This is a genomic window from Roseateles sp. P1_C6 (assembly GCF_056406315.1).
The window spans coordinates 211,533-237,931 of record NZ_JBFUAK010000003.1; the positions used below are offsets into that span (position 1 = coordinate 211,533).

General features: G+C 70.6%; 26 protein-coding genes. 10 read left to right on the forward strand and 16 right to left on the reverse strand.

The window, feature by feature from the left end:
* The gene (locus AC1D29_RS06975) at positions 1-348 is read left to right on the forward strand and encodes a hypothetical protein (protein ID WP_477895545.1); all 348 of its coding nucleotides are present in this window, start codon (positions 1-3) and stop codon (positions 346-348) included.
* Between the two features lie 50 nt (positions 349-398).
* Here the strand turns inward: AC1D29_RS06975 and AC1D29_RS06980 are convergent, their stop codons facing one another.
* Both AC1D29_RS06980 and AC1D29_RS06985 read right to left on the reverse strand, forming a co-directional pair.
* A complete protein-coding gene (locus tag AC1D29_RS06980) occupies positions 399-836 on the reverse strand; it encodes an ExbD/TolR family protein (RefSeq protein WP_477895547.1) in 438 nt (145 codons plus the stop codon).
* A 105-nt stretch (positions 837-941) separates the two neighbouring features.
* Positions 942-4,292 (reverse strand): S41 family peptidase, encoded by a 3,351-nt coding sequence (locus AC1D29_RS06985; RefSeq protein WP_477895549.1) that lies wholly within the window; start codon positions 4,290-4,292, stop codon positions 942-944.
* A 136-nt stretch (positions 4,293-4,428) separates the two neighbouring features.
* Between AC1D29_RS06985 and AC1D29_RS06990 the strand changes: the two genes are divergently transcribed.
* The 4 genes from AC1D29_RS06990 to AC1D29_RS07005 are packed head-to-tail and all read left to right on the forward strand — an operon-like array spanning position 4,429 to position 8,490.
* Complete coding sequence (locus AC1D29_RS06990) at positions 4,429-5,961, forward strand: DUF4331 domain-containing protein (protein WP_477895551.1); 1,533 nt, start codon at positions 4,429-4,431, stop codon at positions 5,959-5,961.
* 11 nt (positions 5,962-5,972) lie between these two features.
* The gene (locus tag AC1D29_RS06995; protein WP_477895553.1) at positions 5,973-6,233 is read left to right on the forward strand and encodes a hypothetical protein; all 261 of its coding nucleotides are present in this window, start codon (positions 5,973-5,975) and stop codon (positions 6,231-6,233) included.
* Positions 6,230-7,387, forward strand: coding sequence for a hypothetical protein (locus tag AC1D29_RS07000; protein WP_477895555.1), 1,158 nt, complete (start codon positions 6,230-6,232; stop codon positions 7,385-7,387). Before AC1D29_RS06995 ends, AC1D29_RS07000 begins: the two co-directional genes overlap by 4 nt.
* On the forward strand, positions 7,384-8,490 hold the full coding sequence (locus tag AC1D29_RS07005) for a HupE/UreJ family protein (RefSeq protein WP_477895557.1): 1,107 nt from the start codon (positions 7,384-7,386) through the stop codon (positions 8,488-8,490). Before AC1D29_RS07000 ends, AC1D29_RS07005 begins: the two co-directional genes overlap by 4 nt.
* A 5-nt stretch (positions 8,491-8,495) precedes the next feature.
* Here the strand turns inward: AC1D29_RS07005 and AC1D29_RS07010 are convergent, their stop codons facing one another.
* Positions 8,496-9,386, reverse strand: a complete 891-nt coding sequence (locus AC1D29_RS07010) for a 5'-nucleotidase (RefSeq protein ID WP_477895559.1) — start codon at positions 9,384-9,386, stop codon at positions 8,496-8,498.
* Between the two features lie 86 nt (positions 9,387-9,472).
* On the opposite strand from AC1D29_RS07010, the gene AC1D29_RS07015 reads away from it, so the two are divergent.
* Positions 9,473-9,988 (forward strand): DUF3455 domain-containing protein, encoded by a 516-nt coding sequence (locus tag AC1D29_RS07015; protein WP_477895561.1) that lies wholly within the window; start codon positions 9,473-9,475, stop codon positions 9,986-9,988.
* On the opposite strand, the gene AC1D29_RS07020 is transcribed toward AC1D29_RS07015, so the two are convergent.
* Entirely contained in the window at positions 9,985-11,169 is a 1,185-nt protein-coding gene (locus AC1D29_RS07020; protein ID WP_477895563.1) for a trans-sulfuration enzyme family protein, read from the reverse strand. The two genes, AC1D29_RS07015 and AC1D29_RS07020, sit on opposite strands and share 4 nt — an antisense overlap.
* Positions 11,166-12,554, reverse strand: coding sequence for a pyridoxal-phosphate dependent enzyme (locus AC1D29_RS07025; protein ID WP_477895565.1), 1,389 nt, complete (start codon positions 12,552-12,554; stop codon positions 11,166-11,168). Before AC1D29_RS07025 ends, AC1D29_RS07020 begins: the two co-directional genes overlap by 4 nt.
* A 225-nt stretch (positions 12,555-12,779) precedes the next feature.
* Here AC1D29_RS07025 and AC1D29_RS07030 point away from each other — a divergent pair, with 225 nt between their 5' ends.
* The 3 genes from AC1D29_RS07030 to AC1D29_RS07040 all read left to right on the forward strand — a co-directional run bounded on the left by AC1D29_RS07030 (position 12,780) and on the right by AC1D29_RS07040 (position 15,069).
* On the forward strand, positions 12,780-13,622 hold the full coding sequence (locus AC1D29_RS07030) for an ABC transporter substrate-binding protein (RefSeq protein ID WP_477895567.1): 843 nt from the start codon (positions 12,780-12,782) through the stop codon (positions 13,620-13,622).
* Positions 13,623-13,696: 74 nt separating this feature from the next.
* Positions 13,697-14,398, forward strand: a complete 702-nt coding sequence (locus tag AC1D29_RS07035; RefSeq protein ID WP_477895569.1) for an amino acid ABC transporter permease — start codon at positions 13,697-13,699, stop codon at positions 14,396-14,398.
* Positions 14,395-15,069, forward strand: a complete 675-nt coding sequence (locus AC1D29_RS07040; protein ID WP_477895571.1) for an amino acid ABC transporter permease — start codon at positions 14,395-14,397, stop codon at positions 15,067-15,069. Before AC1D29_RS07035 ends, AC1D29_RS07040 begins: the two co-directional genes overlap by 4 nt.
* A gap of 90 nt (positions 15,070-15,159) precedes the next feature.
* Here AC1D29_RS07040 and gspF read toward each other — a convergent pair whose 3' ends face one another.
* The 11 genes from gspF to gspG form a co-directional block, all read right to left on the reverse strand.
* Positions 15,160-16,371, reverse strand: coding sequence for a type II secretion system inner membrane protein GspF (gene gspF / locus AC1D29_RS07045; protein ID WP_477895573.1), 1,212 nt, complete (start codon positions 16,369-16,371; stop codon positions 15,160-15,162).
* 140 nt (positions 16,372-16,511) lie between these two features.
* Positions 16,512-17,927 carry a type II secretion system ATPase GspE gene (gene gspE, locus AC1D29_RS07050; protein WP_477896197.1) on the reverse strand — a complete coding sequence of 472 codons (1,416 nt, stop codon included), beginning with the start codon at positions 17,925-17,927 and terminating at the stop codon, positions 16,512-16,514.
* A 14-nt stretch (positions 17,928-17,941) separates the two neighbouring features.
* Entirely contained in the window at positions 17,942-20,140 is a 2,199-nt protein-coding gene (gene gspD / locus AC1D29_RS07055) for a type II secretion system secretin GspD (protein ID WP_477895575.1), read from the reverse strand.
* Positions 20,141-20,142: 2 nt separating this feature from the next.
* Positions 20,143-21,021 carry a type II secretion system protein N gene (gene gspN, locus AC1D29_RS07060; protein WP_477895577.1) on the reverse strand — a complete coding sequence of 293 codons (879 nt, stop codon included), beginning with the start codon at positions 21,019-21,021 and terminating at the stop codon, positions 20,143-20,145.
* Positions 21,021-21,548: a type II secretion system protein GspM gene (gene gspM / locus AC1D29_RS07065; protein ID WP_477895579.1), complete on the reverse strand. Its 528-nt coding sequence runs from the start codon at positions 21,546-21,548 to the stop codon at positions 21,021-21,023. Before gspM ends, gspN begins: the two co-directional genes overlap by 1 nt.
* On the reverse strand, positions 21,548-22,801 hold the full coding sequence (gene gspL, locus AC1D29_RS07070; protein WP_477895581.1) for a type II secretion system protein GspL: 1,254 nt from the start codon (positions 22,799-22,801) through the stop codon (positions 21,548-21,550). The genes gspM and gspL overlap by 1 nt, the downstream gene beginning before the upstream one ends.
* 104 nt (positions 22,802-22,905) lie before the next feature.
* Positions 22,906-23,886 (reverse strand): type II secretion system minor pseudopilin GspK, encoded by a 981-nt coding sequence (gspK, locus tag AC1D29_RS07075; protein ID WP_477895583.1) that lies wholly within the window; start codon positions 23,884-23,886, stop codon positions 22,906-22,908.
* A complete protein-coding gene (locus AC1D29_RS07080) occupies positions 23,883-24,521 on the reverse strand; it encodes a PulJ/GspJ family protein (RefSeq protein ID WP_477895585.1) in 639 nt (212 codons plus the stop codon). The genes gspK and AC1D29_RS07080 overlap by 4 nt, the downstream gene beginning before the upstream one ends.
* Positions 24,522-24,523: 2 nt before the next feature.
* Complete coding sequence (gene gspI / locus AC1D29_RS07085; protein WP_477895587.1) at positions 24,524-24,880, reverse strand: type II secretion system minor pseudopilin GspI; 357 nt, start codon at positions 24,878-24,880, stop codon at positions 24,524-24,526.
* Entirely contained in the window at positions 24,877-25,341 is a 465-nt protein-coding gene (locus AC1D29_RS07090; RefSeq protein WP_477895589.1) for a pilus assembly FimT family protein, read from the reverse strand. The genes gspI and AC1D29_RS07090 overlap by 4 nt, the downstream gene beginning before the upstream one ends.
* The gene (gene gspG / locus AC1D29_RS07095) at positions 25,313-25,735 is read right to left on the reverse strand and encodes a type II secretion system major pseudopilin GspG (protein WP_477895591.1); all 423 of its coding nucleotides are present in this window, start codon (positions 25,733-25,735) and stop codon (positions 25,313-25,315) included. The genes AC1D29_RS07090 and gspG overlap by 29 nt, the downstream gene beginning before the upstream one ends.
* Positions 25,736-25,788: 53 nt before the next feature.
* Between gspG and AC1D29_RS07100 the strand changes: the two genes are divergently transcribed.
* Positions 25,789-26,397 carry a hypothetical protein gene (locus AC1D29_RS07100; RefSeq protein WP_477895593.1) on the forward strand — a complete coding sequence of 203 codons (609 nt, stop codon included), beginning with the start codon at positions 25,789-25,791 and terminating at the stop codon, positions 26,395-26,397.
* The last annotated feature ends 2 nt before the right edge of the window (positions 26,398-26,399 follow it).

Consider the following 26,399-nt stretch of genomic DNA (forward strand, 5'->3'; position numbering starts at 1 on the left):
TTGACCGAGCGCATCCGCGTCGCCATGCCCGTGCCGGGCGTGGATCTGCGCCTTTACTTCGATGAGCAAGTGCAGCGCGGCGGCCTCGATGCCGCGCTGGACCTCAGCGTCGTCGAGTTTGACGAACTGGCGCAGCGCACGGGCGTCGTCGTGACCGGGGTCGACACGTCGGACGTGGCGGTCGCCGTGAGCTACGCGGTCACATGGACTTCGTTCCATGCCTGCGACGACCGGGCGTTCGGCGGCACGCACGCGCGCGTGCTGCGTGGCCGCGCCGACGGCCGCGACTGGGTGTTCGAGCGGCCTGAACCGTTGCCGGTTCTACGAGACAGCTTCGAGGAGTTCTGAGCAGTCGTTGACCGATGTCGCGGTCGAACGCAAGCTGGCGCGCGGTTCGGCTAACTGTTGAACTGCTCGTTGCCGACCACGCCCATCTTCCTGACGCTGTGGCTTTGGGCCGAGGCCATCACGGCCGCGACCACACCGTAGTCCGCCAGCCGGTTCGGCTTGATGTGCACCTCGGGCTGGGCGGTCACCGCCAGGGCGCCCACGGTCTGCATCTTGGCGTCAAGGGCGGCCCGGTTGTCCAGGCGTTGGTCATTCCAGTAGAGCGTGCCGTCGAAGTCGATGGCGACGACATGGACGACCGGCTTGGGGGCGTCGGAGCTGGCGGGGTGCCCGCCAATGAACAGCCCCATCGTGTGCAGCTGTGTGGGGATGGTGAGGATCAGCATCACCAACAACACCAGCATCACGTCGATCAGCGGCGTCGTGTTGACGTCCATCAGGGCTTCAGGTTCAGCGTTGCCGGACAAAGTCGCGAGCTTCATTCCCATGGGGCCTCCCGGGATCCATGCCGTGCGTCGGGATGACGAGGCTGGCGCTGATGGTGCCGGCTTCGGGCGCAAAAGCAAAGGGAGGCCGCAGCCTCCCTTGTTGCTTCACGGCTTCATCGGCCGCGGGTACGAACCCGGCTTGATGGGTTGCACCGGCTGTTCGGCGATCCGTTTCTTCAGCGCCGCAATCGCCGCGTCCAGCTGCGCGTCCTGGCCCATTGCCGTCGCGCGCGGCGGGTTGTCGACCTCGATGTCCGGTGTCACGCCCACGCCCTCGATGAGGAAGCGGCCGTCGGCGTCGACCTGGCCATTCTCGGCGGCGCGCATGATGCCGTTGTCCAGCAGCCGGTTGCCGTCGGACAGCCACACGCCCGCACCCGAGCTGCGCTTGCCGATGACGGGGCCCAGCTTCAGCCGCTTGAAGCCTTCGGCAAAGGTCTCGCCGTCGGAATACGTGTCCTCGTTCATCAGCACGACCGTGTGGCCGCGGTAGACGTTCTGCATGTTGGAGTAGACGGCCGAGCCCGCGGGCGAGCGCGGCTGCCAGAAGGCCCAGGCGCGGCGCAGCAGCTTCTCCAGGATCCAGCTGTCGATGTTGCCGCCGTTGTTGTAGCGCACGTCGATGATGAGGCCGTCGCGGTCGCTGGCGGCGTAGAACTCGCGCACGAAGTCGGCGATGTCCGCCGGACCCATCGCGCGCAGGTGCATGTAGCCGATGCGGCCTTGGGCCGCCTGCTCCACGGCGCGGGCGCGGCTGAAGCGCCAGTCGTTGTAGCGCAGCTGGTTCTCGCGCAGTTGCGCCACGGGCGTGACGATGCGCTGCACGGTTTTCTCGCCCTGCCTGACCTCGATCAGCACCTGGCGGCCCGCCTGGCCGCGCAGCAGTTCCAGCACGTGGGGCACCTCCAGCGTCGGGCGGCCGTTCACGGTCGTGATGACGTCGCCCACCTTCAGGCCCAGGCCCGGCGCCGCCAGCGGCGAGGCCTCGGAGGGCAGTTCGGGGTCCGCGGCGTAGATCGTGTCGATGCGCCAGCCGTTGGGGGCGCGCGAGAAGCGTGCGCCCAGGCCGGCCAGGCCAGGCTCGTCGGGCGCGGGCCGCGTGTCGCCGGCGCCGATCTGGCTGTGCAGTGCGCCCAGCTCGGACACCATCTGCGCCATCAGCTCGGCCAGTTCGTAGCGGTCCGTCACGCGGTCCACCAGCGGCTCGTACTTGGCGCGCACGGCCACCCAGTCGACGCCGTGCATCGCGGCGTCGTAGAAATGGTCGCGGTGCATGCGCCAGGCGTCGGCAAACATCTGCCGCCACTCGGCGCGCGGCTGCGTGGCGATCTGCCAGTCGCTCCAGCGCACCTGCAGCTTGCTCAGGTCCGCGGGCAGCTTGGGCGCGGCGTCGACGATGAGGACCTCGGGTGCGGCATTGGCGCCCTGGTTGCGCACAACCATCAGCTTCTTGCCGTCGGCGCTCAGCTCGTAGCCGCGCACGTCGCTGGCCAGGATGTCGGCGGGGCCGCCCTGGTTGTCGATGCCGATGGACTTCAGCTGGCTCTTGCCGTCAAGGTCGCGGTCCAGGAACCACAGCCGCTTGCCGTCGGCGCGCAGCGCGCGGTAGTTGCCGGCCGGCACGGGCAGCTCGTAGAGGCGCTCGGCCAGGCCGTCGAAGACGATGGCGGGCTTGCCCTTCTTCTCCGCCGGCTTCTTGTCCTCCGGCTTGTCCTTGTCGGGCTTGCGCTCGTCGGGGTTCTTGTCGGTGGCCTTCTTGTCCTCGGCGCGCTGTTCGTCGGCCTTCTTCTCGGTGGCCGACTCAAGTTCGTCCTTGGCCGCGAACGGCGAGCGCAGGCCAGGCTGCAGCGCCAGCGCGTAGAGCTTGGCGCGGAAGCCGAAGAACGGCCCGGTGTTGCGGTCGCCCCAGGGGCTGCCGTTGCCGGTGGTCGCAAAGTTGCGGTTGGACGCGAAGTACAGCCACTGCCCGTCGGGGCTGAACGTGGCGCCGTCGCTGTCGTAGCGGTCGCTGGTCAGCGTGTGCGTGCGGCCGTCGGCAATGCTGAAGAGCTGCAGCTGGCCGCGGTCGCCGCTGCGCAGCGACAGTGCCCAGGTCAGGGCCTGGCCATCGGGGCTCCAGGCCTGCAGCTGCGGCGCGCCGCCGAGCAGGCCTCGGGCGATCTCGCGCGTCGCGGCCTTGTCCTTGGGGGCCTTCAGATCGGTCAACCAGATGCGGCCTTCCTTGTCCGTGTGGGCCAGCCAGCGGCCATCGGGCGAGGGCAGCAGGTCGCGCCGCTGCGTGGTCGCGCCACTGGTGATGCGCTCGGGCTTGCCCGTGCCGTTGGCCGCGAAGCGCCAGATCTCGGTCTCGCCGCTGAAGTCGCAGACGGCAAAGATGCTCTTGTTGTCGGCACTGAACTCGCCTTTCTTGCAGCGGCCGTCGGCCGGTTGCGGCAGCTCCGCGCGGCGCAGCGTGCCGACGCCTTGCGTGGCCAGGTGGCCGCGCGCGGCCAGCAGCACGCGCTCGCCGTTGGGCGCGAAGGACGTGTCGGTCAGGAAGTCCTGCGGCTTCTTGATCCAGCGCTCGCGCGTCTGGTCGAAGTCACCGCCCAGGCTGACGTCCAGCTTGCCGGCAGCACCCGGCTGCGTCAGGTCGACGACGTAGACATCGGCGCCCAGCGTGTAGACGACGCGGCTGCCGTCGATGGACGCATGGCGGATGTCCCAGCCCTTGTGCGTCGTGTGCTGGCGCAGGTCGCCGCCTTGCGCATCGACGGACCACAGGTTGACCGTGCCGTCGCGGTCCGACAGGAAGGCGATGCGCTCCGCGCCACCGACGCGGTAGGGCAGCGGCCGGCGGTCATTGTTGCCCTCGGCGACAAGCGGGCGGGCCTCGGTCTTGCCGGCCAGGTCCATGGCCCACAGCCGCGACAGCGCGCCGCCGCGGTATTGGCGCGCGTTGTCGCTGCGCAGGCCGCTGCGCGTGAAGTACAGCGTCTTGCCATCGGCGCTCAGCGCGCCGTCGCTGGCCTGGCCCACCGGCAGCGCGCGGCGCTGGCCGGTCTTGGGGTCGAGGGCGAACAGCTGCGCGCCGGGCCGGCCTTCGAGGCCGGTGTAGAGGATGTCGCCGGCGGCGCTGAAGCCCCACACGCGCATGCCGCCGCCTTCCCAGGTCAGCCGCCGGGGCGGGCCGCCGGTGGCCGGCATCAGGTAGATCTCGGTGCCGCCGTCATACTGGCCGGCGAAGGCCAGCCACTGGCCGTCGGGCGACACGGCGGGCTGGCTCTCCAGCCCCGAATGGGTGGTCAGCCGCTGGGCCTCGCCACCTTGCGCGCCAACGCGCCACAGGTCGCCCTCGGCGACCAGGTAGACCTGCCCGCCCTGCAATGCGGGCTGGCGGTAGAAGCCGCTCTGGCCGGCCCAGGCGCTCGTGGCGCACAGCACGGCCGCAAGCGCGGCAAGACGGAAACGGGGCATGGGTTCTCCTCGAAGTGCGCCCATTGTGTTGCTAGGGGGATGGGCTGCGATTCGTCACGCCTTTGCATCCGCGCCGCATGTGGCGACGTAACACCGCCCAGATGCCAAGCCGGTATCGCCCCACAGGATGCCCCCCATGAAAGCTCGTCTTACCCGAAGCGCCCTGGCGACGGCGCTGCTCTGCCTCGCCTGCGGCGCGCAGGCTTCCAGCCACCGCGAAGCCCCCTTCATCACGACCTCGCCCAAGGTCGACGCGACGGACTTCTACATGTTCCGCAGCTATGAAACGGGCCGCGACGGCTACGTGACGCTGATCGCCAATTACCTGCCGCTGCAGGATGGTTACGGCGGCCCCAACTACTTCTCGCTGGACCCGAACGCGCTGTACGAGATCCACATCGACAACACCGGTGACGCCAAGGAAGACATCAGCTTCCAGTTCCGCTTCAAGAACAAGCTGTCGAACAACGGCGCCGGCACCTCGCTGTCCATCGGCGGCAAGATGGTCGGCATCCCGCTGATCCAGAGCGGCGCCGTGTCGGGCGTGAAGGATGCCAACCTGCAGCTCAACGAGAGCTACACGGTCAGCGTCGTGCGCGGTGACCGCCGCAGCGGCACGTCCCAGGCCGTGGCCCACGCGACCAGCGGCGCGACCACCTTCGACAAGCCGGTCGACAACATCGGCAAGAAGACCATCGCCGACTACGCGGCCTATGCCGCCAAGCATGTCTACCCCATCACCATCCCGGGCTGCAACACGCCGGCCAAGGTCTTCGTGGGCCAGCGCCAGGACCCGTTCGCGGTCAACCTGGGCACCATCTTCGACCTGGTCAACGCGCCGGTCTCGGTCATCACCGACCCGTCCCTGATCAACGCCGCGCCCAACACCATCGGCGACAAGAACGTCACCACGCTGGCGCTGGAGATCCACAAGGACTGCCTGAAGGCCGGCAGCGACGACGTCATCGGCGGTTGGACCACGGCCAGCCTGCGCCAGGGCCGCCTGCTGGACCCCAAGCCCGGCAGCGGCCACCAGGCCAGCGAGAAGGCCGGCGGCGCCTGGGTGCAGGTGTCTCGCCTGGGCATGCCGCTCGTCAATGAGGTCGTCATCGGCCTGAAGGACAAGGACAAGTTCAACTCGTCCAAGCCCAAGGACGACGCGCAGTTCGCCGACTACGTGACCAACCCGACGCTGCCGGCGCTGCTGGAGATCGCGCTGGCGCTGCCCAACACGGCACCGACCAACTTCCCGCGCAACGACCTGGTCACGACCTTCCTGACCGGCATCAAGGGCGTCAACCAGCAGGCCACCATCACGCCGTCCGAGATGCTGCGCCTGAACACGGCCATCGCGCCGGTGGCCTTCGCGCAGCAGAACCGGCTGGGCATCGTCGGCAACATCCTGGCCGCGGGCAACGACAACGCCGGCTACCCCAATGGCCGCCGTCCCAAGGACGACGTCGTCGACATCTCGCTGGTGGCCGTGATGGGCGGCCTGTGCGTGGCCAACGGCGACACCGACAAGCTCGGCTTCGGCGCGGCCTGCAAGCCCAGCGCGGTGCCGCTCGGCGCGACCACGTTCAAGCTGCACGACGCGGTGGACCAGGCGGTCGTGCCGCTGCTGTCCGGCTTCCCTTACCTCAACACGCCCATCCCGGGCACCAAGTGAAGGAGGCCGCCATGCTGACCCGCAAGACTGCCGCCCTCGCCCTCGGCGCCGCTCTCGTGCTGGCCGCTTGCGGCGGTGGCGATGACGACACGGTCGTGCCGCCGCCGCCGCCGCCCGTGGCCACCGCGGTGCCCGACAGCGCCGTGGCCTCGTCCACCGCACTGGTGAGCTACCTCAAGGGCCTCAAGGCCGACGACGAAACCTCGGAGGCGCTGACGCTGCCGACCGTGGACGTCGCGGCCAGCGAGACCGAGGAAGCTCAGACCTTGTGAAGCGCCTGCTCGCGCTGCTGCTGGCCTGGCCGCTGGTGGTCTCGGCCGAGCCCTTCATCCCGAAGGGCGACGCCGAGATCGTGCAGCGCCTGCCCTACCGGGTGGACGCGGCCGAGCGCGCGCGCCGCGCGGCCCTGGCACGCGACCCGGCGCAGCTGCCGCTGGCCATGGCCACGGCCCGCGCGGCGCTCGACCGTGCCCACGTGCACGGCGACCCGCGCGAGCTGGGCGCCGCGCAGGCGGCGCTTGCGCCGTGGTGGCGCCAGGCCGACGCGCCGGCCGAAGCAGTGCTGCTGCGGGCCCGCGTGCTGCAGGCGCACCACCAGTTCGAAGCCGCCCAGGCCGACCTGCGCGGCCTGCTGGCGCGCGTCGATCTGGCACCCGAGCTGCGCGCGCAAGGCCTGCTCGACGCCGCCGCGCTGCACCAGCTGCGCGCCCAGCTGCCCGAGGCGCGCGCGCTGTGCACGCAGCTGCAGCCGCTGGCCGCGCTGCCCGCCGCCGCCTGCCTGGCCGAGCTGGCCAGCCTGACGGGCAACGCGCAGGGCGCCGCGCAGACGCTGGCGCAACTCAGCCCCGGCCGTGTCGTCATGCCCTGGCTCGCGCTGATGCGCGCCGAACTGGCCGAGCGCCTGGGCGACGACGCGGCGGCCGCTGCGCTGTACCGCGTCGCGCTCGCAGGCCAGGACGAGGTCTACACCCGCGCCGCGCTGGCCGACTGGCTGCTGGCCCGCAACCGTGCGGCAGACGCCCTCGCGCTGGTCGAACGCAGCCCCGACGTCGAGGCGGATGCGCTGCTGCTGCGCCGTGTCATCGCGCTGCAGCAGCTGGGCCGTGACCCGTCGCTGCTGGCGACGCTGACCGCCCAGATGCGTGAACGCCTGGCCGCCGCCGACCGCCGCGAGCCCGGCAAGCACGCGCGCGAACAGGCCCGCTTCGCGCTGGACATCGACAAGCAGCCCCGCGAGGCGCTGCGCCTGGCGCAAGTCAACTGGGCCATGCAGCGCGAGCCGACCGACGCGCTGCTGCTGCTGCGCGCGGCGCTGGCCGCCGGCCGCAGCGGCGATGCCGCCCGCCAGGAGCTGGCGCGCTTCCTGAAGGCGCAAGGCTGGCAGGATGCGCGTCTCGTCGCCCTCGACAGGAGCTTTGCATCGTGATCCGTGGTCTGCTGTTGTGGCTGCTGCTGCTGGCCGGTGCGGCCCAGGCGCATCAGGCCAGCGAGGCGTATCTCAGCTACCGCGTGACCGGCACCGATGTCGAGCAGCGCTTGGACATCTCGCTGCGCGACCTCGACCGCGACCTGGCGCTGGACGCCGATGGCGACGGCACGCTCAGTTGGGGCGAGGTGCGCACCCGCTGGCCCGACATCGAGCGGCTGGCCGCTGCCGGCGTGCGCTTCACGGCCGATGGTGCCACCTGCCAGCTCGCCGGCACAGCGCTGGCGCAGCTCGACGAACACAGCGACGGCATGCACGCCGTGCTGGTGGGCCAGTGGCGCTGCCCGGCTGCCGTGCGCGAGCTGGAGATCGACTACCGCCTGTTCGCCGCCACCGATGCCGGCCACCGCGGCCTGGCCCGCCTGGTCGGCGCCGCCGGCCAGCCGCTGGTGCTGCAGCCCGGTGCCGGCCCGCAGCGCCTGGGTGTCGATGGCCATGGCCTGCTGGGCTTCGTCATCGAAGGCATGGCCCACATCGCCAGCGGCCTGGACCACGTGCTCTTCCTCGTCACGCTGCTGTTGGTGGCCGTGTGGCGCCGCGACGGCACCGGCTGGGCGCCGCGCGACAGTGTGCGCAGCGCCTTTGCCGAGACACTCAAGCTGGTCACCGCCTTCACGCTGGCCCACTCCATCACGCTGGGGCTCGCCGCCAGCGGCGCGATCGACCCGCCCACGGCCCTCATCGAAGCGCTGATCGCGCTGACCGTGCTGCTCGCCGCGCTGGACAACCTTCGCCCCTTCGTGCCGGGGCCGCGCTGGCTGATGGTGGGGCTCTTCGGCCTGGTGCACGGTGTCGGCTTCGCCGGCCCGTTGAAGGACCTGGGCCTGCGCGGCGCCGAGCTGGTGCTGCCGCTGCTGGGCTTCAACGTGGGCGTGGAGCTGGGCCAGCTCGCCGTCGTCGCGCTGCTGCTGCCGCTGGCGCTGTCACTGCGCTCGGCGAAGGCCTACCGGCGCTGGATCGTGCCCGGCGGGTCCAGCGTCGTGGCGGCGCTGGCGCTGGTCTGGTGTGTGGAACGCAGCCTGGCGGTGCAGCTGCTGCCCTGACGCGGTCAGCGCGCCGCGATGCCCATGGCCACGTGCCCGGCCGGGACGTGGACCGCGGCGCTGGCGATGTGGCCGGCCTGATCGTCGAAGAAGAAGTCGGGCTCGAACTCGCGCAGGAACTCACCCTTGGCCAGGCCGCCGAGGAACATCGCCTCGTCAACCTCGATCTGCCAGTCCATCAGCGTGCGGATGGCGCGCTCATGCGCCGGCGCGCTGCGGGCCGTGACCAGCGCCGTGCGGATGCGCATGCCCGGTGCGTGCTGCAGCCGCTGCAGCGCCTGCAGCACCGGCTTGAAGGGCCCGGCGGGCAGCGGCTGGTGGGCGCGCTCGCGCTCGTGCTCGCGAAAGGCGGCCAGGCCATCGCGCTGGAACACCTGCTCGGCCTCGTCGGAGAACAGCACCGCGTCGCCGTCGAAGGCGATGCGCAGCTCGCCAGGGTGGGCGGCCGACGCGCGTGCGGCGTCCGGCATCACCCGCGCCGCGGCCACGCCGGCGAGCAGCGCCTGGCGCACGTCGGCCTCGTTGGTCGACAGGAACAGCTGGGCCGACAGCGGCTTCAGGTATCGCCAGGGCGAGGCGCCGCGCGTGAAGACGCCGCGCTCGATGGCCAGGCCGTAGTGCTTGGCCGAGCGGAACACGCGCATGCCGGAGATCGGGTCGTTGCGCGACAGCACGACGACCTCGACGCGCTGCTCGCCACCCGTGTTGAAGCCCATCAGCTTCTGCACCAGCGAGAAGGCCACGCCGGGTGGCGCCGGCTCGTCCAGGCGCTGCTGTTGCAAGGCCATGTAGGCATGGTCGTCGCCGGCCTCGAAGACCTCGTTCTCGGCCTCGAAATCGAACAGGGCGCGGGACGAGATCGCGACGACGAGTTGACCGGTGAGCGTGGCTGGCATGGCGGTCGATGATAGGGGGCGACGCGCGCCGGCCGCCTTTCTAGACTGGGCCGGCTCGTCTCGAAACCTGCCGCGAAAGGACTTCCATGCGCTCACTGCCTGCCCTGCTTCCCGCGCTCGCCCTGGTGGCTTGCGCATCGGCGCCCACGCCGCCCCAGGCGCCCGCGAACCTGCAGCCACCGGCGGGGCAGGTGTTCGTCATGGAAGCGCTCGCCAGCGGCGTGCAGATCTACGACTGCGCCGCCAAGGCGGATGGCAGCGGCCCGGGCTGGGTGTTCCGCGCGCCGGAGGCCACGCTGGCGGACCAGCGCAGCAACCCGCTGGGCAAGCACTACGCCGGCCCGACCTGGGAGGCGCCGGACGGCAGCCGCGTCGTCGGCGAAGTGAAGGCGCGCGCCCCCAGCCCGACGCCGGAGACCGCCATCCCGTGGCTGCTGCTGGCGGCCAAGAGCAACAGCGGCAGCGGCGTCTTCAGCAGCGTGCGCAGCATCCAGCGCCTGAACACCGGCGGCGGCGTGGAGCCCGCCGAGGCCTGCACCACCGCGAAGCTGGGCCAGCAGGCGCGCGTGGCCTACACGGCGGCGTACTACTTCTACCGCTAGATCGCCGCGAGCGCGGTCGCAAGGTCGCGCCGCAGGTCGTCCACGGCCTCGATGCCGACGGACAGCCGCACCAGCGAGTCCGTGATGCCCAGCCGCGCGCGCGTGTCGGCGGGGATGGACGCATGCGTCATCAGCGCCGGCAGCGAGATCAGGCTCTCGACGCCGCCCAGGCTCTCGGCCAGCGTGAACAGCTCGACGCGCTCCAGGAAGCGTCGTGCGCCGGCCAGGTCGGTCTTCAGCGCGACGCTGATCATGCCGCCGCCGCCGCGCATCTGGGCCTTTGCCAGCGCATGCTGCGGGTGGCTGGCGAGGCCGGGGTAGAGCACGCGCTCAACCTGGGGCTGGCCCGCCAGCCAGCCGGCCAGCTCGGCGGCGCTGGCGTTGTGGCGCTCCAGGCGCAGTGCCAGCGTCTTGAGCCCACGCAGCGCGAGGAAGCTGTCGAACGGGCCGGCGACGGCGCCGACGGCGTTGTGCAGGAACTCGAGCTTCTCGCGCAGCGCGGCCTGGCGCGGCTCGCCACCGACGACGGCGACGCCGCCGATGACGTCGCTGTGGCCGTTCAGGTACTTGGTCGCCGAGTGAACGACGAGGTCGAAGCCCAGCTCCAGCGGCCGCTGCGCCCAGGGGCTGGCGAAGGTGTTGTCGGCCACGGCCAGCGCGCCGTGCTCGCGGGCGATGCGGGCGACGGCGGCCAGGTCGGTCAGGCGCAGCAGCGGGTTGCTGGGCGTCTCTATCCAGATCAGCTGCGTGTCGGGCTGCAGCGCCGCGCGCACGGCGTTGGCATCACGGCTGTCCACATAGCTGACGCGCAGGCCGGCGCTGTGCTTGCGCACGCGCTCGAACAGCCGGTAGCTGCCGCCGTAGAGGTCGTCGCCGGCAACGATGTGGGCGCCGGCGGGCAGCGTGTCCAGCACCGTCGCCATCGCGGCCAGGCCGGACGCGAACGCGAAGGCCTGGGCGCCGCTTTCGAGGTCGGCGATGGCGCGCTCCCAGGCCTGGCGCGTCGGGTTGTGCGTGCGGCCGTACTCGTAGCCGGTGTGCTCGCCGGGGCTCTTCTGGCGGTAGGTGGAGCTGACCGAGATGGCCGGCATCACGGCGCCGGTGACGGGGTCGGGGTGCTGGCCGGCGTGGATGACGCGGGTGTCGAAATCGAGGCGGGTGTCGTCGTGGGAGTGGCTCATCGCGCGACCTCCTTGCGCAGATGGTTGATGAGATCGAAGCGGGTGACGAGGCCGTGGAAGCCGGCGTCGTCCGCGATGACGGCGACCAGGCCGCGGCGCAACTGCTCGTTCAGCTCGGTGAGCGTCGCGGTCGGCGGCAGCGTGATGACGTCGGCGTTCATCGCACTGGCCACGGGCGCTGCGAACGAGGCCGCATCGGCATGCAGGCGGGCCAGCAGGTCGGACTCGTCCAGCAGCCCGACGAGCTTGCCGGCGTCCAGCACCGGCAGCTGCGACACGTCGGCCTGGCGCATGCGTGAGAAGGCCGTCTGCAGCGTGTCGTCGGACCCGACGGACACGACGCCGCCGCTGGACGCGGGCCGAGAGATCAGGTCGCGCAGGTCCCCCAGCCGTGGGCGCGTCAGCAGGCCCTGGTCGAACATCCAGTGGTCGTTGTAGACCTTGGACAGGTAGCGCGTGCCGGTGTCGCAGACGAAGGTGACGACGCGTTTGGGCGTGGTCTGCTCGCGGCAGTAGCGCAGCGCCGCGGCCAGCAGCGTGCCGGTGGACGAACCGGCCAGGATGCCCTCGGCGCGGTACAGCTCGCGCGCGGTGGCGAAGCTGTCGGCGTCGCTGATGCTGTAGGCGGTGCGCACGGGTTTCAGGTCGGCGATGGGCGGGATGAAGTCTTCGCCGATGCCTTCCACGGCCCACGAACCGGCGTCACCGAACTTGCCGGTGTCGATGTACTCCTTCAGGATGGAGCCGACCGGGTCGGCCAGCACCATCTCGACACCGGGCTGCACGCGCTGGAAGTAGCGGCCCAGGCCGGTGATGGTGCCGCCGGAGCCGACGCCGCAGACGATGGCGTCCACGTCATGGCCCATCTGCTGCCAGATCTCGGGGGCCGTGGTGGTCTCGTGGGCCAGCGGGTTGGCGGGGTTGTTGAACTGGTCGGCGTACCAGGCGCCGGGGATCTCGCGCACCAGCCGCGCGGCCACGTCCTGGTAGTAGGCCGGGTGGCCCTTGCCGACGTCGGAGCGCGTCAGGTGCACCTGGGCACCCAGGGCCTTCAACTGCAACACCTTCTCGGCGCTCATCTTGTCGGGCACCACCAGCGCCACCTGGTAGCCCTTGGCGCGGGCGACCAGTGCCAGGCCCAGGCCGGTGTTGCCGGCCGTGGCCTCGACGACGGTGCCGCCGGGTTTGAGCAGGCCCTCGCGCTCGGCCGTCTCGATCATCGCGAGGCCGATGCGGTCCTTGATGGAGCCGCCGGGGTTCTGGGATTCCAGCTTCAGGAACAGCTGGCACGGCCCGGTGTCCAGCCGGTGCACGGGCAACAGCGGCGTGTTGCCGATGAGGTCCAGCACGGCGGGCCGGGCCTCGAGCGGGGGTCTGGCGGTCATGACGCATCGGGCCGCGGGTCGGGCGCGGCCAATTGGGTAAGGCCTCGCAGGTTACGAAGTGAGGCTTCGCGTGCCAATCCCGTTTTCCGCATGAGCTCACGCGTTTTTTGCGCCGCGCCAGCGCGCAAGCAAATGCGAAAAACGTCGTTCACGGGCGCTTATGCGTTTCCTAGCATGAGGGCACTCAGGCACCCGCCTGCTTCAAGTTTTCTCACAAGGAATCTCATGCAACACCACCGTCGCCGTCTTGCCCAGGCCCTGATCGCCGTGAGCGCCAGCTTCTTCGCCGTGCACGCGGCCCAGGCCGACCAGCTCGACGACATCAAGAAGAAGGGCGAACTGGTCGTCGGCGTGCTGGGCACCGACGAGCCCAACAGCTTCATCGACCCCAAGACGCGCGAGATCATTGGCTACGAAGTCGACCTGGCCCGCGCCATCGCCACCAGGCTGGGCGTGAAGCTGCAGATCAAGCAGCTCGCCGTCGCGGCGCGCATCCCCGAGCTGCAGCAAGGCCATGTCGACCTGCTGGCCGCGTCCCTGACGCACAACAAGGAGCGCGAGGCGGTCATCGACTTCTCGCTGACCACCTTCGTCACCGGCCAGAAGGTGCTGGTCAAGGCCGACAGCGGCATCCAGAACCTGGCGGCGCTGGCCGGCAAGAAGGTCGTCACGATCAAGGGCGGCACGCAGGAGCCCAACATCCGCAAGGCCGTGCCGCAGGTCGACGTGGTCACCTTCGACACCGGCCCGCAGGCCTTCCAGGCGCTGCAGCAGGGCAAGGGCGTCGCGTTCGTCAACGACGAGGTCTCGCTGCTGGACCAGCACGCCAAGCTGGGCACGGCCTCCAGCCAGTACCGCATCCTGGACCAGAACATCAGCGTCGAGCCGCTGGCCATCGGCATCCGCAAGGGTGAGAAACGGCTGAAGGCCGAGGTCGACGCGGCGCTGAGCAGCCTGGAGAAGGGCGGCGAGGCCGACAAGCTGTTCGTCAAGTGGTACGGCCCGGACACGCGGCTGAAGTTCCCCAAGCGCACGTTCAAGATCGACAGCGACAAGGTCGAGAGCTGAATCTCCTGTCTTGCTGACCGCAGCCGCCGCCTCACGAGGGCCGGCGGCTGCCTCGCTTTTTGCCGGACCTCGCCATGCCCGTCCTGTCCTTTGCCCCGTTGTTGCACGGGGACTACCTCACCTGGCTGCTGGCCGGCCTGCGCCTGTCGCTGCTGCTGACCGGCCTGACGCTGCTGACCGCGCTGCCGCTGGCCATCGCCATCGCGCTGCTGCGCATCTCGCCTGTGCGCGCGCTGCGCGCCGTGGGCGAGAGCTATGTGGAGGGCATGCGTTGCGTGCCGCTGCTGGTGCACATGCTGTTCTGGTACTTCGGCGTGCCGGAGCTGCTGCCGGCCGGCTTCAAAGAGAAGATCTACGCCGGTGACATCGAGATCTTCAGCGCCTGGGCCGCGCTGACGCTGTACACGGCGGCCTACATGTCCGAGGACATCCGCTCCGGCGTGCGCGCGGTGCCGGGGGCGCAGCTGGATGCGGCGCGGGCGCTGGGCTTCGGTCACCTCGCGGCGATGCGCCTCATCGTGCTGCCGCAGGCGCTGCGCATCACGCTGCCGCCGCTGCTGTCTCAGACGCTCAACCTCTGGAAGAACACCAGCATCGCCACCGTCATCGGCGCGGCGGAGCTGATGACGCAGGCGCAGCGCGTAGAGTCGGCGAGCTTTCGCGGCTTCGAGACCTTCGCGCTGGTGACGGTGGCCTACCTGTCGGTGTCGCTGGTGCTGACCGGCCTGGCGCAGTGGGCGCAGCACCATGTGGCCCCGCAACGGGCGCGGCGATGAGCGAGCTCGTCGACACCTACTGGCTGTACTTCCTTGTCGGCCAGTACCCGCACGGGCCGCTGGGCGGCCTGGTGCTGACCGTGCTGCTGGCCACGCTGGGCCTGGTGCTGGCACTGCCGCTGGGCGTGCTGCTGGGCCTGGCGCGCTTCAGCCCCAGACGCTGGCTGCGCCTGCCGGTGACCGGCTGGGTGTGGGTGGTGCGCGGCACGCCGTTGTTGATGGTGGTGTTCTGGGCCTACTTCTTCCTGCCCACGGTGACCGGCCACAAGACGGACCAGTTCAGCACCATGCTGGTCGCCCTCATCATCTTCGATGCCGCCTACCTCGCCGAGATCGTGCACGCCGGCCTGCAGGCGCTGCCCAAGGGCCAGCTGCAGGCCTCGTTGTCGCTGGGCCTCACGCGCGGCCAGGCGCTGCGCGGCGTGCTGCTGCCGCAGGCGCTGCGCCACATGCTGCCGTCGCTGATCAACCAGTTCGTCGCGACCATCAAGGAGACGTCGCTGGGCACCATCATCGGCTTGTCCGAGCTGAGCTTCATCGCCAACCAGATCAACGCGCAGGTGCTGGTGAAACCGGTCGAGATCTACCTGACGCTGGCCGGCTGCTACTTCGTCATGTGCTTCGGGTTGACGCGCGTCGCCAAGACGCTTGAGCGCCGTTTGGCAAGCTGACCGCATTCACGCAGCGATCGTCGTGGAACCGGCTTTGCCGGGCCACCGACGGTGCCCCTTGAGGGGCCGGCGAAAGCCGGTAGGGGTGGTCTATTTCACCCAGGTGTTGAGCTGGATGATCGGGAGCAGCACAGCCAGCACGATCAGCAGCACGATGGCGCCCATCGCGACGATGAGCAGCGGCTCCAGCAGCGTGGCCGCGGCCATGGAGCGGCGCTGCACTTCGACGCTGAGCTGGCGCGCGGCGCGACCCAGCATCTCGGGCAGCTGGCCGGTCTGCTCGCCCAGGCGGGCGAACATCGCCAGGATGCCGGGGAAGCGCTTCTTGCCCGCCAGCGCCGAGCCCAGCGGCGCGCCTTCGCGCACCTGCGTGAGCGCATCCAGCGCATCGGCCTGCATCGCGCGGTTGGACAGCGTTTCGGCCGCCGCCTGCAGCGCCTTCAGGATGGGCACGCCGGCGCCGGCCAGCATGGCCAGCGTGCCGGCAAAGCGCGCCGCGTTGTAGCCGCGCGCCAGGCGCCCGATGAGCGGCAGACCCAGGATGCCGGCGTCGAAGCGCAGCCGGAAGGCCGGCGCCTTCAGCGCAAAGCGCAGCGCCGTGCCGCCGGCCGCGAGCAACAGCAGCATGGCCCAGCCCCAGCTGCGCACGAAGTCGCTGATGGCCAGCATCGCGATGGTCAGCGCCGGCAGCGTGCGCTTGGAGCTGGTGAACACCGTCGCGATCTGCGGCACGACGTAGGTGACCAGGAAGATGACGATGAGCACCGAGATGAAGGACACGATGGCCGGGTAAGCCATCGCGCCGACGAGCTTGGCCTTCAGGTCCTGGCGCTCCTCCAGGTCGTCGGCCAGCTTCTCCAGCACCTGGCCCAGTGCGCCGCTCTGCTCACCGGCGGCGACGACGCCGCGGTAGACGTCGTCGAACTCGCGCGGCGCCGTGGCCAGCGCGCGCGCGAACGCCGAGCCGGCGTTGACCTCGGCCTTCAACTGGCTGATCAGTTCACGCTGCTTGGTGTCCTCGCTCTCGTCGGCCAGCGCCGTCAGCGCGCGCTCGATGGGCAGGCCCGAGCCGACGAGGCCGGCGAGCTGGCGCGTCCACACGGCCAGTGCCGTCGTGCTGAAGACGCGGCGCGTGAAGCGGCTGCCTTCCTGGGCGCCGTGCTGCTGCACCATCTCGATGGACAGCGGCGTCAGTCCCTGGGCGCGCACCATCGCGCGGGCGGCGCGCGGGTTGTCGGCCTCGATCAGGCCGCTGCTCTGGCGGCCGGAGTCGGCGAGGGCTTCGTACTTGTAGGCGGGCATGTCAGGGCAATCCTGCGTGACGAGCGCCGGGCCGCTCCCAAGCCGGCCCGCCATGGCGATGGGCTCGCGGCTCGAAGCCGCGAGCATCGCCGCCCCCTCGGGGGGGCGGCCAACGTACTCGTTGGACGAGGGGTTTCATTTCACTCGCGGGTGACGCGCAGCACTTCTTCGAGCGACGTGACGCCCGACGCAATCAGCCGCTCACCGTCCTCGCGCATCGAGCGCAGGCCGATGGCCTCCGCGGCGGCCTGCAACTGGCTTTCGGGCGCGCGGTTGTGGATGAGGCTGCGCACCGCGTCGTCAGCCACCATCAACTCGTAGACGCCCGTGCGGCCCTTGTAGCCGGTGTGGCCGCAGGCTTCGCAGCCCACCGGGTGCCAGCGGTCGTGGTCGTCCTTGCGCTTGCAGACGGGGCACAGGCGGCGTACCAGGCGCTGGGCCAGCACGCCCAAGAGCGATGACGACAGCAGGAAGGGCTCCACGCCCATGTCGGTCAGGCGCGTGACGGCGCTGGGCGCGTCGTTGGTGTGCAGCGTGGCCAGCACCAGGTGGCCCGTCAGCGAGGCCTGGATGGCGATCTGTGCGGTCTCGTAGTCGCGGATTTCGCCGATCATGATGACGTCCGGGTCCTGGCGCAGGATGGCGCGCAAGGCCTTCGCAAACGTCAGGTCGATCTTGCTGTTGACCTGGGTCTGGCCGATGCCGGGCAGCTCGTACTCGATCGGGTCCTCGACGGTCAGCACGTTGGTCGTGCTGGTGTCCACCGTCTGCAGCGACGCGTACAGCGAGGTCGTCTTGCCCGAGCCGGTTGGGCCCGTCACGAGCACGATGCCGTGCGGCTGCTGCACCAGCTTCTTGAAGGCGGACAGCACCTGGCCGTCCATGCCCAGGCCTTCGAGCGTGAACTTGGATTCGCTCTTGTCCAGCAGGCGCAGCACGGCGCGCTCGCCGTGGGCGGACGGCAGCGTGGACACGCGCACGTCGATGGCGCGGCCGCCGATGCGCAGCGAGATGCGGCCGTCCTGCGGCAGGCGCTTCTCGGCGATGTCCAGCTCGGCCATGATCTTCAGCCGGGAAATCAGTGCCGCGTGCAATGCCCGGTTCGGCTGCACGACCTCGCGCAACGTGCCGTCGACGCGGAAGCGCACGGAGCTGGAACGCTCGTAGGGCTCGATGTGGATGTCGCTCGCGCCGTCCTTGGCCGCCTGGGTCAGCAGTGCGTTGAGCATGCGGATGATGGGCGCGTCGTTGGCGGCTTCCAGCAGGTCTTCCACCGCGGGCAGGTCCTGCATCATGCGCGACAAGTCCACGGCGCTCTCGACCTCGCCGACGACGACGGCCGCGCTCGATTCGCTGCCGGCATAGGCCGCGTTGATGCGCTCGGTCAGCGAGTTCGCGGCCTCGGACTCCAGCTTGTCCACCGCGTACTGGCGCTGCACCTCGGACAGCGTGGACCAGGTCACCTCGGGCGACGCCCACAGCGTCAGCGTGCTGCTGTCGTCCTCAAGCAGCACGCAGTTCGCCTTCGCGAAGGCGTAGGGCAGGGGGTGGCGGATGGCGGCCATGGTGGTTACTGCAGCGGCACCGGTGAAACCTTGACCGGGCTGGCAGGCTTGGGCTCGGGCAGCACCGGCGCGCCGGTGTCGGGCAGCGCCCAGTTCTTGGTGGGCTGGCCGTTCTGCTGCACGGCGCGGATGCTTTCGTAGCGGTCCAGGCTCAACTGGTTGGTGCTCTCGGCGGTGCGCAGCACGACGGGGCGCAGGAAAACCATCAGGTTGCTCTTGATGCGCTGACGGCCCTTGGTGCCGAAGAGGTTGCCGAACAGCGGAATCCTCGACAGACCCGGGACGCCGTTGTCGCTGTCGGAGTAATCGTCCTTCATCAGGCCGCCGAGCACGATGACGTCCCCGTCCTCGACGACGACCGTGGTCTCTATGGCACTCTTGTCCAGCGTCGGGCCGTTGACACCCTGCGCGGTCACGTTGGAGTTCTCCTGGTAGACCTGCATGCGCACCGTGCCGCCTTCACCGATCTGGCTCTTGATCTTCAGCGTCAGGCCCACGTCCTTGCGGTCCACGGTCTGGAAAGGGTTGACCGTGCCGCCGGTGCTGGAGCCGGTGTTGGCGTACGAGCCGGTCACGAAGGGCACGTTCTGGCCGATGACGATGCGCGCTTCCTCGTTGTCCAGCGACACGAGATTGGGCGTGGACAGCACGTTGGCGCCGGTCTGGCCCTCGAAGAAATTGGCCACGGCGCCCAGCGTGTAGAAGCTGCCGAACTTCTTCAACAGGCCCACGTTCAGCCCCGTGGGCGCCGGCGTGGTGCCCTGCGCCGTCGCGACGGCGCTACGGCCCTGCGCGATGACGCCGGTGGCATTGATGATGTTGGCCAGGCCGGTGCCGAAGTTGGTGCCCGCGCCGTAGATGGTCGCGTCGCCCTTGTCGCCGAACAGGTTCTGCCACTGCACGCCGAACTGGCCGGACTTGCTGTTGTCGATCTTGACGATCAGCGACTCGACGTAGACCTGGGCGCGGCGCGAGTCGAGCTGGTCGATGACGGTGCGGACCTGGCGGTACAGCGGTTCAGGCGCCGTGATGATCAGGGAGTTCGTCGACGGGTCGGCCTGCACGAAGCCGCCGGTGGAAGGGCCGGCGGATTGACTCAGCGGCGTGGTCGCCGCAGTGGAGGTCGTGCCGCTCTGCGTGCCGCTGGTCAAGCTGTTGCTGCCCAGGCTGTTGTTGCCCGTGCCGCCCAGCGTGTTGCCGATGCCGCTGAGGCCGCCGCTGCTCGACGACGAACTGCTGCTGCCGCCGGCGCCGGTCGACGAGCCGGCGCTGAATGCGGCGCGCAGCACGGCGGCCAGCTTGGTGGCGTCGGCGTTCTTCAGGTAGACGACGCGGATGCTGTTGCCGCCGTCGATGCTGGGCTGGTCCAGCTTGTCGACCATCGCGCGCACGGCGGCCAGGCGCGCCGGATTGCTGGCGCGCAGGATCAGGCCGTTGGAGCGCGGGTCCACCAGCACGTTGACGGCGCTGCTGCTCTGGCCCGGCACGGCGGCGCCGGTGGTCTGGCCGCCATCGGCCAGGCGCTGCACCAGCGGCGCCAAGTCGGCCGCCACGGCATGCTTCAGCGGCACGATCTCGATGTCGCTGGTTCCCGGCGTGTCCATCGCCGCGATGATCTTGGCGATGCGCTGCAGGTTGTCGGCGTAGTCGGTGATGACCAGGCTGTTGTTGCCGGGGTTGGCGTTGATCGTGTTGTTGGGGCTGATCAGCGGGCGCAGCACGGCGACGAGGTTGTTCGCGTTCTCGTGCTGCACGCGGAAGATCTGCGTCAGGATCTGGTCGCCGCGCACCGAACTGGTCTCGACGGCCACGGAGCCGGCCTGCAGCTTGGCGTCCGGCTCGGGCAGCACCTTCAGGAAGCCCGCGGCCTCGACGACGGTGAAGCCCAGGCCGCGCAACGCCGCCAGGTAGTTGCGGTAGGCCTCGGCCACCGACACGGGCTGCTCGCTGTAGACGGTGATCGTGCCCTTGACGCGCGGGTCGATGATGATCTGGCGGTTCAGCATCATGCCGATGGCGCGCGTGACGGCCTCGATGTCGGCGTTGACGAAGTTCAGCGTGACCGGGGAGCTGGCGTTGACGGCCGGGCCCTTTGACGAGCTGGGGCGGGCGCGCTGCACGGTGGCGTTGTCGGGCTGCGCGAGCGCGCTGCCTGCGGCCAGCAGCAGCACGGCAATCGCGGTGGCGGTGCGTTGGTGATTCATGATCATCCGATCGTCAAAACGGAGCGCGCCCCTTGGCGGCGCCCGATGATGTTCAGCAGGTTGTTCAACGCTTCCTCGCGGCCCGGCGCGGCGCTGGCCTCACCGGTGAAGCGGCTCTTGCCGACGCTGCTGACGGTGCCCGTGCCGGACAGTTGCAGCGCGCCTTCCAGCGTGGACAGGCGCAGCGTGCTGACGCCGGGGTTGGCCGCGTCGGCGCTCAGGTTGAGGCGGTAGCTGCCCAGCGGCGCGACGGTGGACACGCGCGAGGACAGGTTGAGCAGGTCCAGGTTCAGGTCGCCGAACTGGCGCCAGCGGCCCTGCACCGATTCCAGCCGCAGCTCGCGCGTCGACAGCCGCAGCGAGCCGCCCAGCTGCAGCGTGTTCCAGGGCGTGCCCAGGCCCGACAACACGCCGGCCGGCAGCCGGGCCAGCCAGTCAGCGCGGTTGTCGACGCTGATCGCCATGCGGCCGAAGCCGGGCTTGATGCCCAGCAACAGCTCGCCGTTGATGCAGCAGTCCTGCTGCGCCGCGAGCTGCAGGCCCAGGCCCTTGACGCTCATGCGCCAGTGCAGCCGGCCAGGCAGCGCCGAGGCGTCGCGCGCGCCGGCGCCGCCCGTCAACACCAGGACGCCCGAACCGTTCCAGACGCTGCCGCGGGTGTCGACGATCAGCAAGTGGTCGCTGGTGGCCGAGGCGAGGGCACGCGCCAGCCAGCTGGCGGGCGCGAACAAGATGAGGGCGCCGACGATGCCGATCAGCGCGCCGATGACACCCCAGCGCTTGGGTGTGCCGTGGCGCACGGTGCGCCCACCCACGCCGCCGCTGCCGAGCACCGAGTCGGTGGGCAGCGTGACTTGCGCGGCTTTCTTGAACCAACGCATCAGGCGCCTCCCAGACTGAACACGAGGTTGCCGGAATAGCCCTTGGGGCCGCGCGTCAGCTGCACCTCGACGGGGCGGGCCCGCGCGGCGGCGCGCACCTCGCCCAGCCAGGCCTGCAGCGCCGCTGGGGCGATGCCGGTCAGCGTGACGACGGCACGGTCGCCGGTCAGATTCAGGCGCGCGGCGGCGCCCAGGTGCTCGACCGAGGCCTTCAGTGCCGCCTGCGCCTGGGCCGGCGGCACGGCCGGCGCGGCCTTCAGCACCCGGGCCTCCTGGGCCTGGGCCTGCATCTGCTGCAGTTGCAGCTCCAGCTTCTCGAGTTCGGCGGGCGCCGTCTTCAGCGTGCGCAGCGCGGGCGCGAGCAGCACGCTCCAGGCCAGCAGCAGGCCGACCAGCACGGCGATGCTGGCCAGCGCCACTCGCTCGCGCTCGCCCATGGCCTGCCATTGCGCAACCGCCTGGCTCCTGGCCTGCTCGAACTGGGCCTTGATGCCGTCGCGGGCGGGGTGGGCGTTGGGGCGGGCCATCAGCTGCGTCCTGCTGCGCTCGGGCGGCTGATGGTCAGCTTGCCCTCGCTCGCGTCCAGCCGCCAGCCATCGCTGTGCAACTGGGTGCGGAAGTTGTCGATCTGGGGCTGGCTCCAGCCCTGGGCCGGCAGCGTGAGCCGGCCCGGCTCGAAGGCCAACGCCTCGGTCGGCGGGCGGTCGGCGGGCCAGGCGGTGGCGGCGGCGGCCAGCAGGGCTTCGAGGTCTTGCTCGCCGACGCTGCCGGCGCTGGCGCGCAGCAGGTCCAGCTGCTTTTGCATCTGTACCGGCGCGTCCAGGATGGCGTGCACCTGCGGGAAGGCGCCCGTCAGCGTGGCCGTGACGGCCTGGCGGCGGGCCGCCAGTTCGCGGTTCTGGTGCCAGGCCCACAGGTTGAGGCCCAGCAGTTGCACCAGCAGCAGCAGCGCCAGGCCGATGCGCACCGGCTGCCAGGGCTTGCGCATCAGTCCGCGGCTGATGAGGCGCAGTGCCCGCACGCCGCGGGCGCGCGGCGCGAAGTCAAACTGGCGCAGATCCCAGGCGTTGTCGACGACGGCCAGCGCGCGCTGACCCTGAGTCTGCACGGTGACGGTGGTGCCCAGCCAGCGCTCGGCGCTGGTCGCGACGGCGGGCGTCGCGGTCCACTGCGCCGCATGCACGAGGCCCGGCGGGAAGAACTGCCGCGCCAGCCCGCCCTGCAGCGGCAATGTGGCCACGCCGTCGGCATGGCTCCAGCGCAACGACACGCCGTCGCCGCCGGCCTGCGACTCGAAGAAGTGGCCGCGCGGGATCTCGTCGGGCCAGGACAGCGGCGCGACGCGCTCGACGAAGACATGGGCCGCGTCGAGCTGGGCCAGGTGGTCGGCCAGCCACGGGCGCGACGTGATCGCGACCCAGGCCGTGTCGCCGCCAACAGCGTCGGGCTCGAGCGCGAAATGCAGCGTGTCGGGGTCGTCGAGCACCAGCTCCTCGAGCTTGCCGGCCAGCGCCGCGCGCATCTGGCGGCCGGCGCGCGGCAGCTCCACGCAGCGCCAGCTGATGTCGGACTCGGCGAGTACCGCGATGACGCTGTCCGCGGGAGGCAACGCGCTGGCGGCGGCGCGGCCCTCGGCGCTGATCTGGCGGCCATCGGGCGTCAGCACGTAGTCGTACTCGCGCAGGCCGGCGGCGCGCGGCAGGTCGGCCGCTGCGGGCGCGGCTCGGCCCAGCGCGCGCAGGCGCGTTCGGGGGGGCAGGAACAGCAGCAGGATGCTCATAGGGGCAGGCAGGCGCGGCGCATTCTAGGAGGGGGCTGTGACGATGTCGGCTCGAATCAAGGGCTTGCGCTAAAGATCTGTTGCGGTTTCGAGATGAGGCGCGGTCAGCGCTCCAGCAACTGGCTGATGCGCTCGCGGGCCAGCACGACGATGTTCGTGCCCTGGCGCTCGATCAGCGAGCGCTGTTCGAGCTGGCGCTCATCCAGGCGCAGCCGGCCGGTGATGATGAAGAACGACGAGTCCACGGACGCGCGGCCGGCAGCGATCTGCACGCTGGCCGGCAGGAAGGGGGCGGCGTCCGCAATAGTCTGCAGCGGCTGGCCCTTGCGGCCCTGCACCAGGCGCTCGGCCGAGGCCAGGTCGACGCCGTCGAACAGCGCGGCGATGACCTCGCGCGGCGCCGTGTTCAGGTTGACCGGCGTGGCCTTGGGCAGCAGCACCACATAGGGTTTCAGCCGCTCTAGCGTGTCGGCGTTAAGGCCCAGCCAGGCGAGCTGGTCCAGGCCTGCGGGCTGCAGCGGGCCGCTCTCGCTGACCGTGGGGCTGCTGGCCGCGCTGCTGGCGGCACCGCTGGCCGGCGACGGAAACGCGGCGCGCAGGCCGCTGATGATGACGGCGGCCGTGCTGGGCGGCGCGTTGACCTGGCTGCACAGCCGCTCCAGCACGCGCTGCTCCAGCTCCGGCACCTGGGTGCCGCCCAGCAGCGCGCGCAGGTTGTAGCGGCTCTGGGCGTCCTCGATGCTGCCGGACAGGAAGGCCTCGGGACCTTCGTCGTCGCCGGCGGCCGTCTTGTCGGCGGCCAGGAAGGTGGACAGCCGCGCCTCGGCCAGCGGCACGGCCCAGGGCTCGCCCAGGTGGTCGACGGGCTTGTTGCGGTTGTTCTGCGCGTCTTCCTTCAGGATCAGACGCGCCCAGTCCAGCGCGCCCTGCAGGATCCACGCGCTCTGCGCGCGGGCGCGGTCGGCGGCCTCGACCTGCACGGCGCGGTACTGCTGCCAGACCATGCCGGCCGCGAGGCTGGCGATCAGCGTGACGATGATCATCGCGGTCAGCAGCGCCGCGCCGCGTTGCTTGTACCGGGTCATCGCACCGTGACCTCCAGCTCGCGCATCAGCGTGCCGTTCAGGCCGCTGCCCTCGGCGAACTGCATCGCGATGCGCAGGCCCGACGGCGTCTGCGTGTTGCCCCGCGGGTTGACCGGGCCGGCGTTCTGGTTGGCCGTGCCGCCGGTGGACTGGCAGTTGCTCCAGGCATTGCCCCAGAAGCAGTAGAACTGCCAGTCGGCCACGCCGTCGAAGGCGCGCAGCGCCGGGTTGCGCTGGGCCAGTTGCTGCAGGCCGCGCTGGCGCTGGTCTTCCAGGTCCTGCACTGTGCGCAGCGCCGGGCTCTCCCAGCGCCACAGGCTGCCCTCGCGCAGGCTCCACACCACCACCTGCAGCCCCGTCGGCGCCTGGCGCGTCATGACCAGGTTGCCGCCGTCGAAGGACAGCGGCTGCACCAGGCTGTGGCTGTCTTGCAGCGCACGCAAGTCGACCTCCCACTGCGCCAGCACCGTCTGCAGCCGCGCGGTCTGCGCCAGGCGCACCTGGGCGATCTCGCGGCTGCGCACCAGCGCATCGATGCCGCGCCAGGCCATGCCCGCCATCGTCGCCATGACGACCAGCGCGACCAGCACTTCGACCAGGGTGAAGCCGCGGTTGCGGCCGGCGCTGCGCGTCATCGTCACTTGCCCATGATGGTGGACAGGCCAAGCACCGGCACGCCCTGATCGGTGCTGACAAAGGCCTCGACACGGCGGAACAGCGGGTTGGGCGTCGGGCTGACCTTGAGCTTGCCGGCGTAGCTGCGGCCCAGCTGCTCGCAGGCGAAGGGGGTCTCGCCGATGTCGGGGAACTGCTGCGTCAGCCGCAGCTCGGTCAGCAGGTTCTCGGCGCACCACTGCGCGGCGCTGACCTCGGCCAGCCGTTCAGCGTTGTTGGCCAGCGCGCCCGCGGCCTTGATGCCGGCGCCCAGCGCAATGGCGACGATGACGAGGGCCACGAGCACCTCGATCAGCGTGAAGCCGCGCTGCGTTTTCATGGCGTGATGACGTCGAAGGCGGACAGGCCGTCGGTGCCCAGCACGATGCGCTGGCTGCCCAGCTGCAGGCGCAGGCGCTGGGCCGGGATGACGGGCTCGGGGCCGAGGCTGAGGCCGGGGTTGACGGCGCTGGCGTTCTCGATCTGCACGGCCACCGGTTCGCCCAGCCAGCGCGAGGGCAGCTGGATGGTGCGCGGCAGGCCGACGAACTGGAAGTCTTCGCCGCTCTTGGCGCCCTTGGGAATCCAGCGCACGGCCAGGCCCGAGGCGCGGCTTTCGGCGCGGGCCGTCTCCAGCAGCGCGGCCAGGCGCTGGGCCTCGCGCTGCAGTTGCAGCTCGGTGGGGTCGCGCAGGGCCAGCGAGATCGTTGCGCTCGTGATGGCGATCAACGCCACCACCACCAGCAGTTCAATCAGCGTGAAGCCACGCGGCTTACTGCCAGGAACCGACGTCCGCGTCACGGCCCTCGCCGCCGGCGCGGCCGTCTGCGCCAAAGCTGTAGACATCGACCTCGCCCTTCACGCCGGGGTTGGCGAACTGATAGGGGTGGCCCCACGGGTCATTGGGCAGCTTCTCGAGATAGGGCTTCCAGTTCGGCGGCGGGTTGCCGGCCGTGGGCTTGCGCACCAGCGCGTCCAGGCCTTGTTCGGCGCTGGGGTAGCGCTGGTTGTCGAGCTTGTAGAGCTTGAGCGCTTGCATCAGGTTGTTGACGTCGGTGCGGGCGGCGGTGACGCGGGCGTCCTCGGCGCGGTCCAGCACATTGGGCACGACGAGGGCCGCGAGCACGCCAATGATGACGAGCACGACCAGCAGTTCGATCAGCGTGAAGCCGCGGGCGAGAAAGTGACGGCGCATGGCGGGAGCGTGGGAGCGCAGAGCTGCAGTGAGCGGGCCATCATAATGGGCTGATGGTTGCTCGATTGACGACGTTTTCGGTGTGGCTGCTGCTGGGCGGCTCGGTGGCCTACTGGGGTCTGCAACTGCTGGCGCGGCCGCTGGCGATGCCGGATTCGGTGCTGCCGGCCAGCGACGCGCGGGCCACGCAGGTCGACCTGGGCCGGCTGCTGGGCCTGGCCGCCGCGGAGCCCACACCCGAGCCCGAGGTGGCGCCGTCCACGCGGCTGCGCCTGCTCGGTGTCGTGGCGCCCAAGAGCGCCAAGGCGGCCGACGCCGGCGAGGGTGTCGCGCTGATCGAGGTGGACGGCGTGCCGCGCACGGTGCGCGTCGGTGCCGTCGTTGACGGTGAGCTGCGACTGCTGCGCGTCGATGCACGCAGCGCCAGCCTGGGCCGTATGGGACAGGCGCCCAGCCAGGTCTTGCAGATGACCGTGCAGGCGGCGCCTGCCACGGGGTCCCTGCCGCCAGCGCAGCCGTCTCCCGTCGTGCTGGGTGGCAACCCACCGGGCACGGGCGCACCGCCGCCGGCCACGGTGCCTTCGGTCTATGGCCTGCCGCTGGCCGCATCGGCCTCGGCCAGCCCGCCGCGCGGCGACGGCTCGCTGCCGCAGACGCGCTAAGC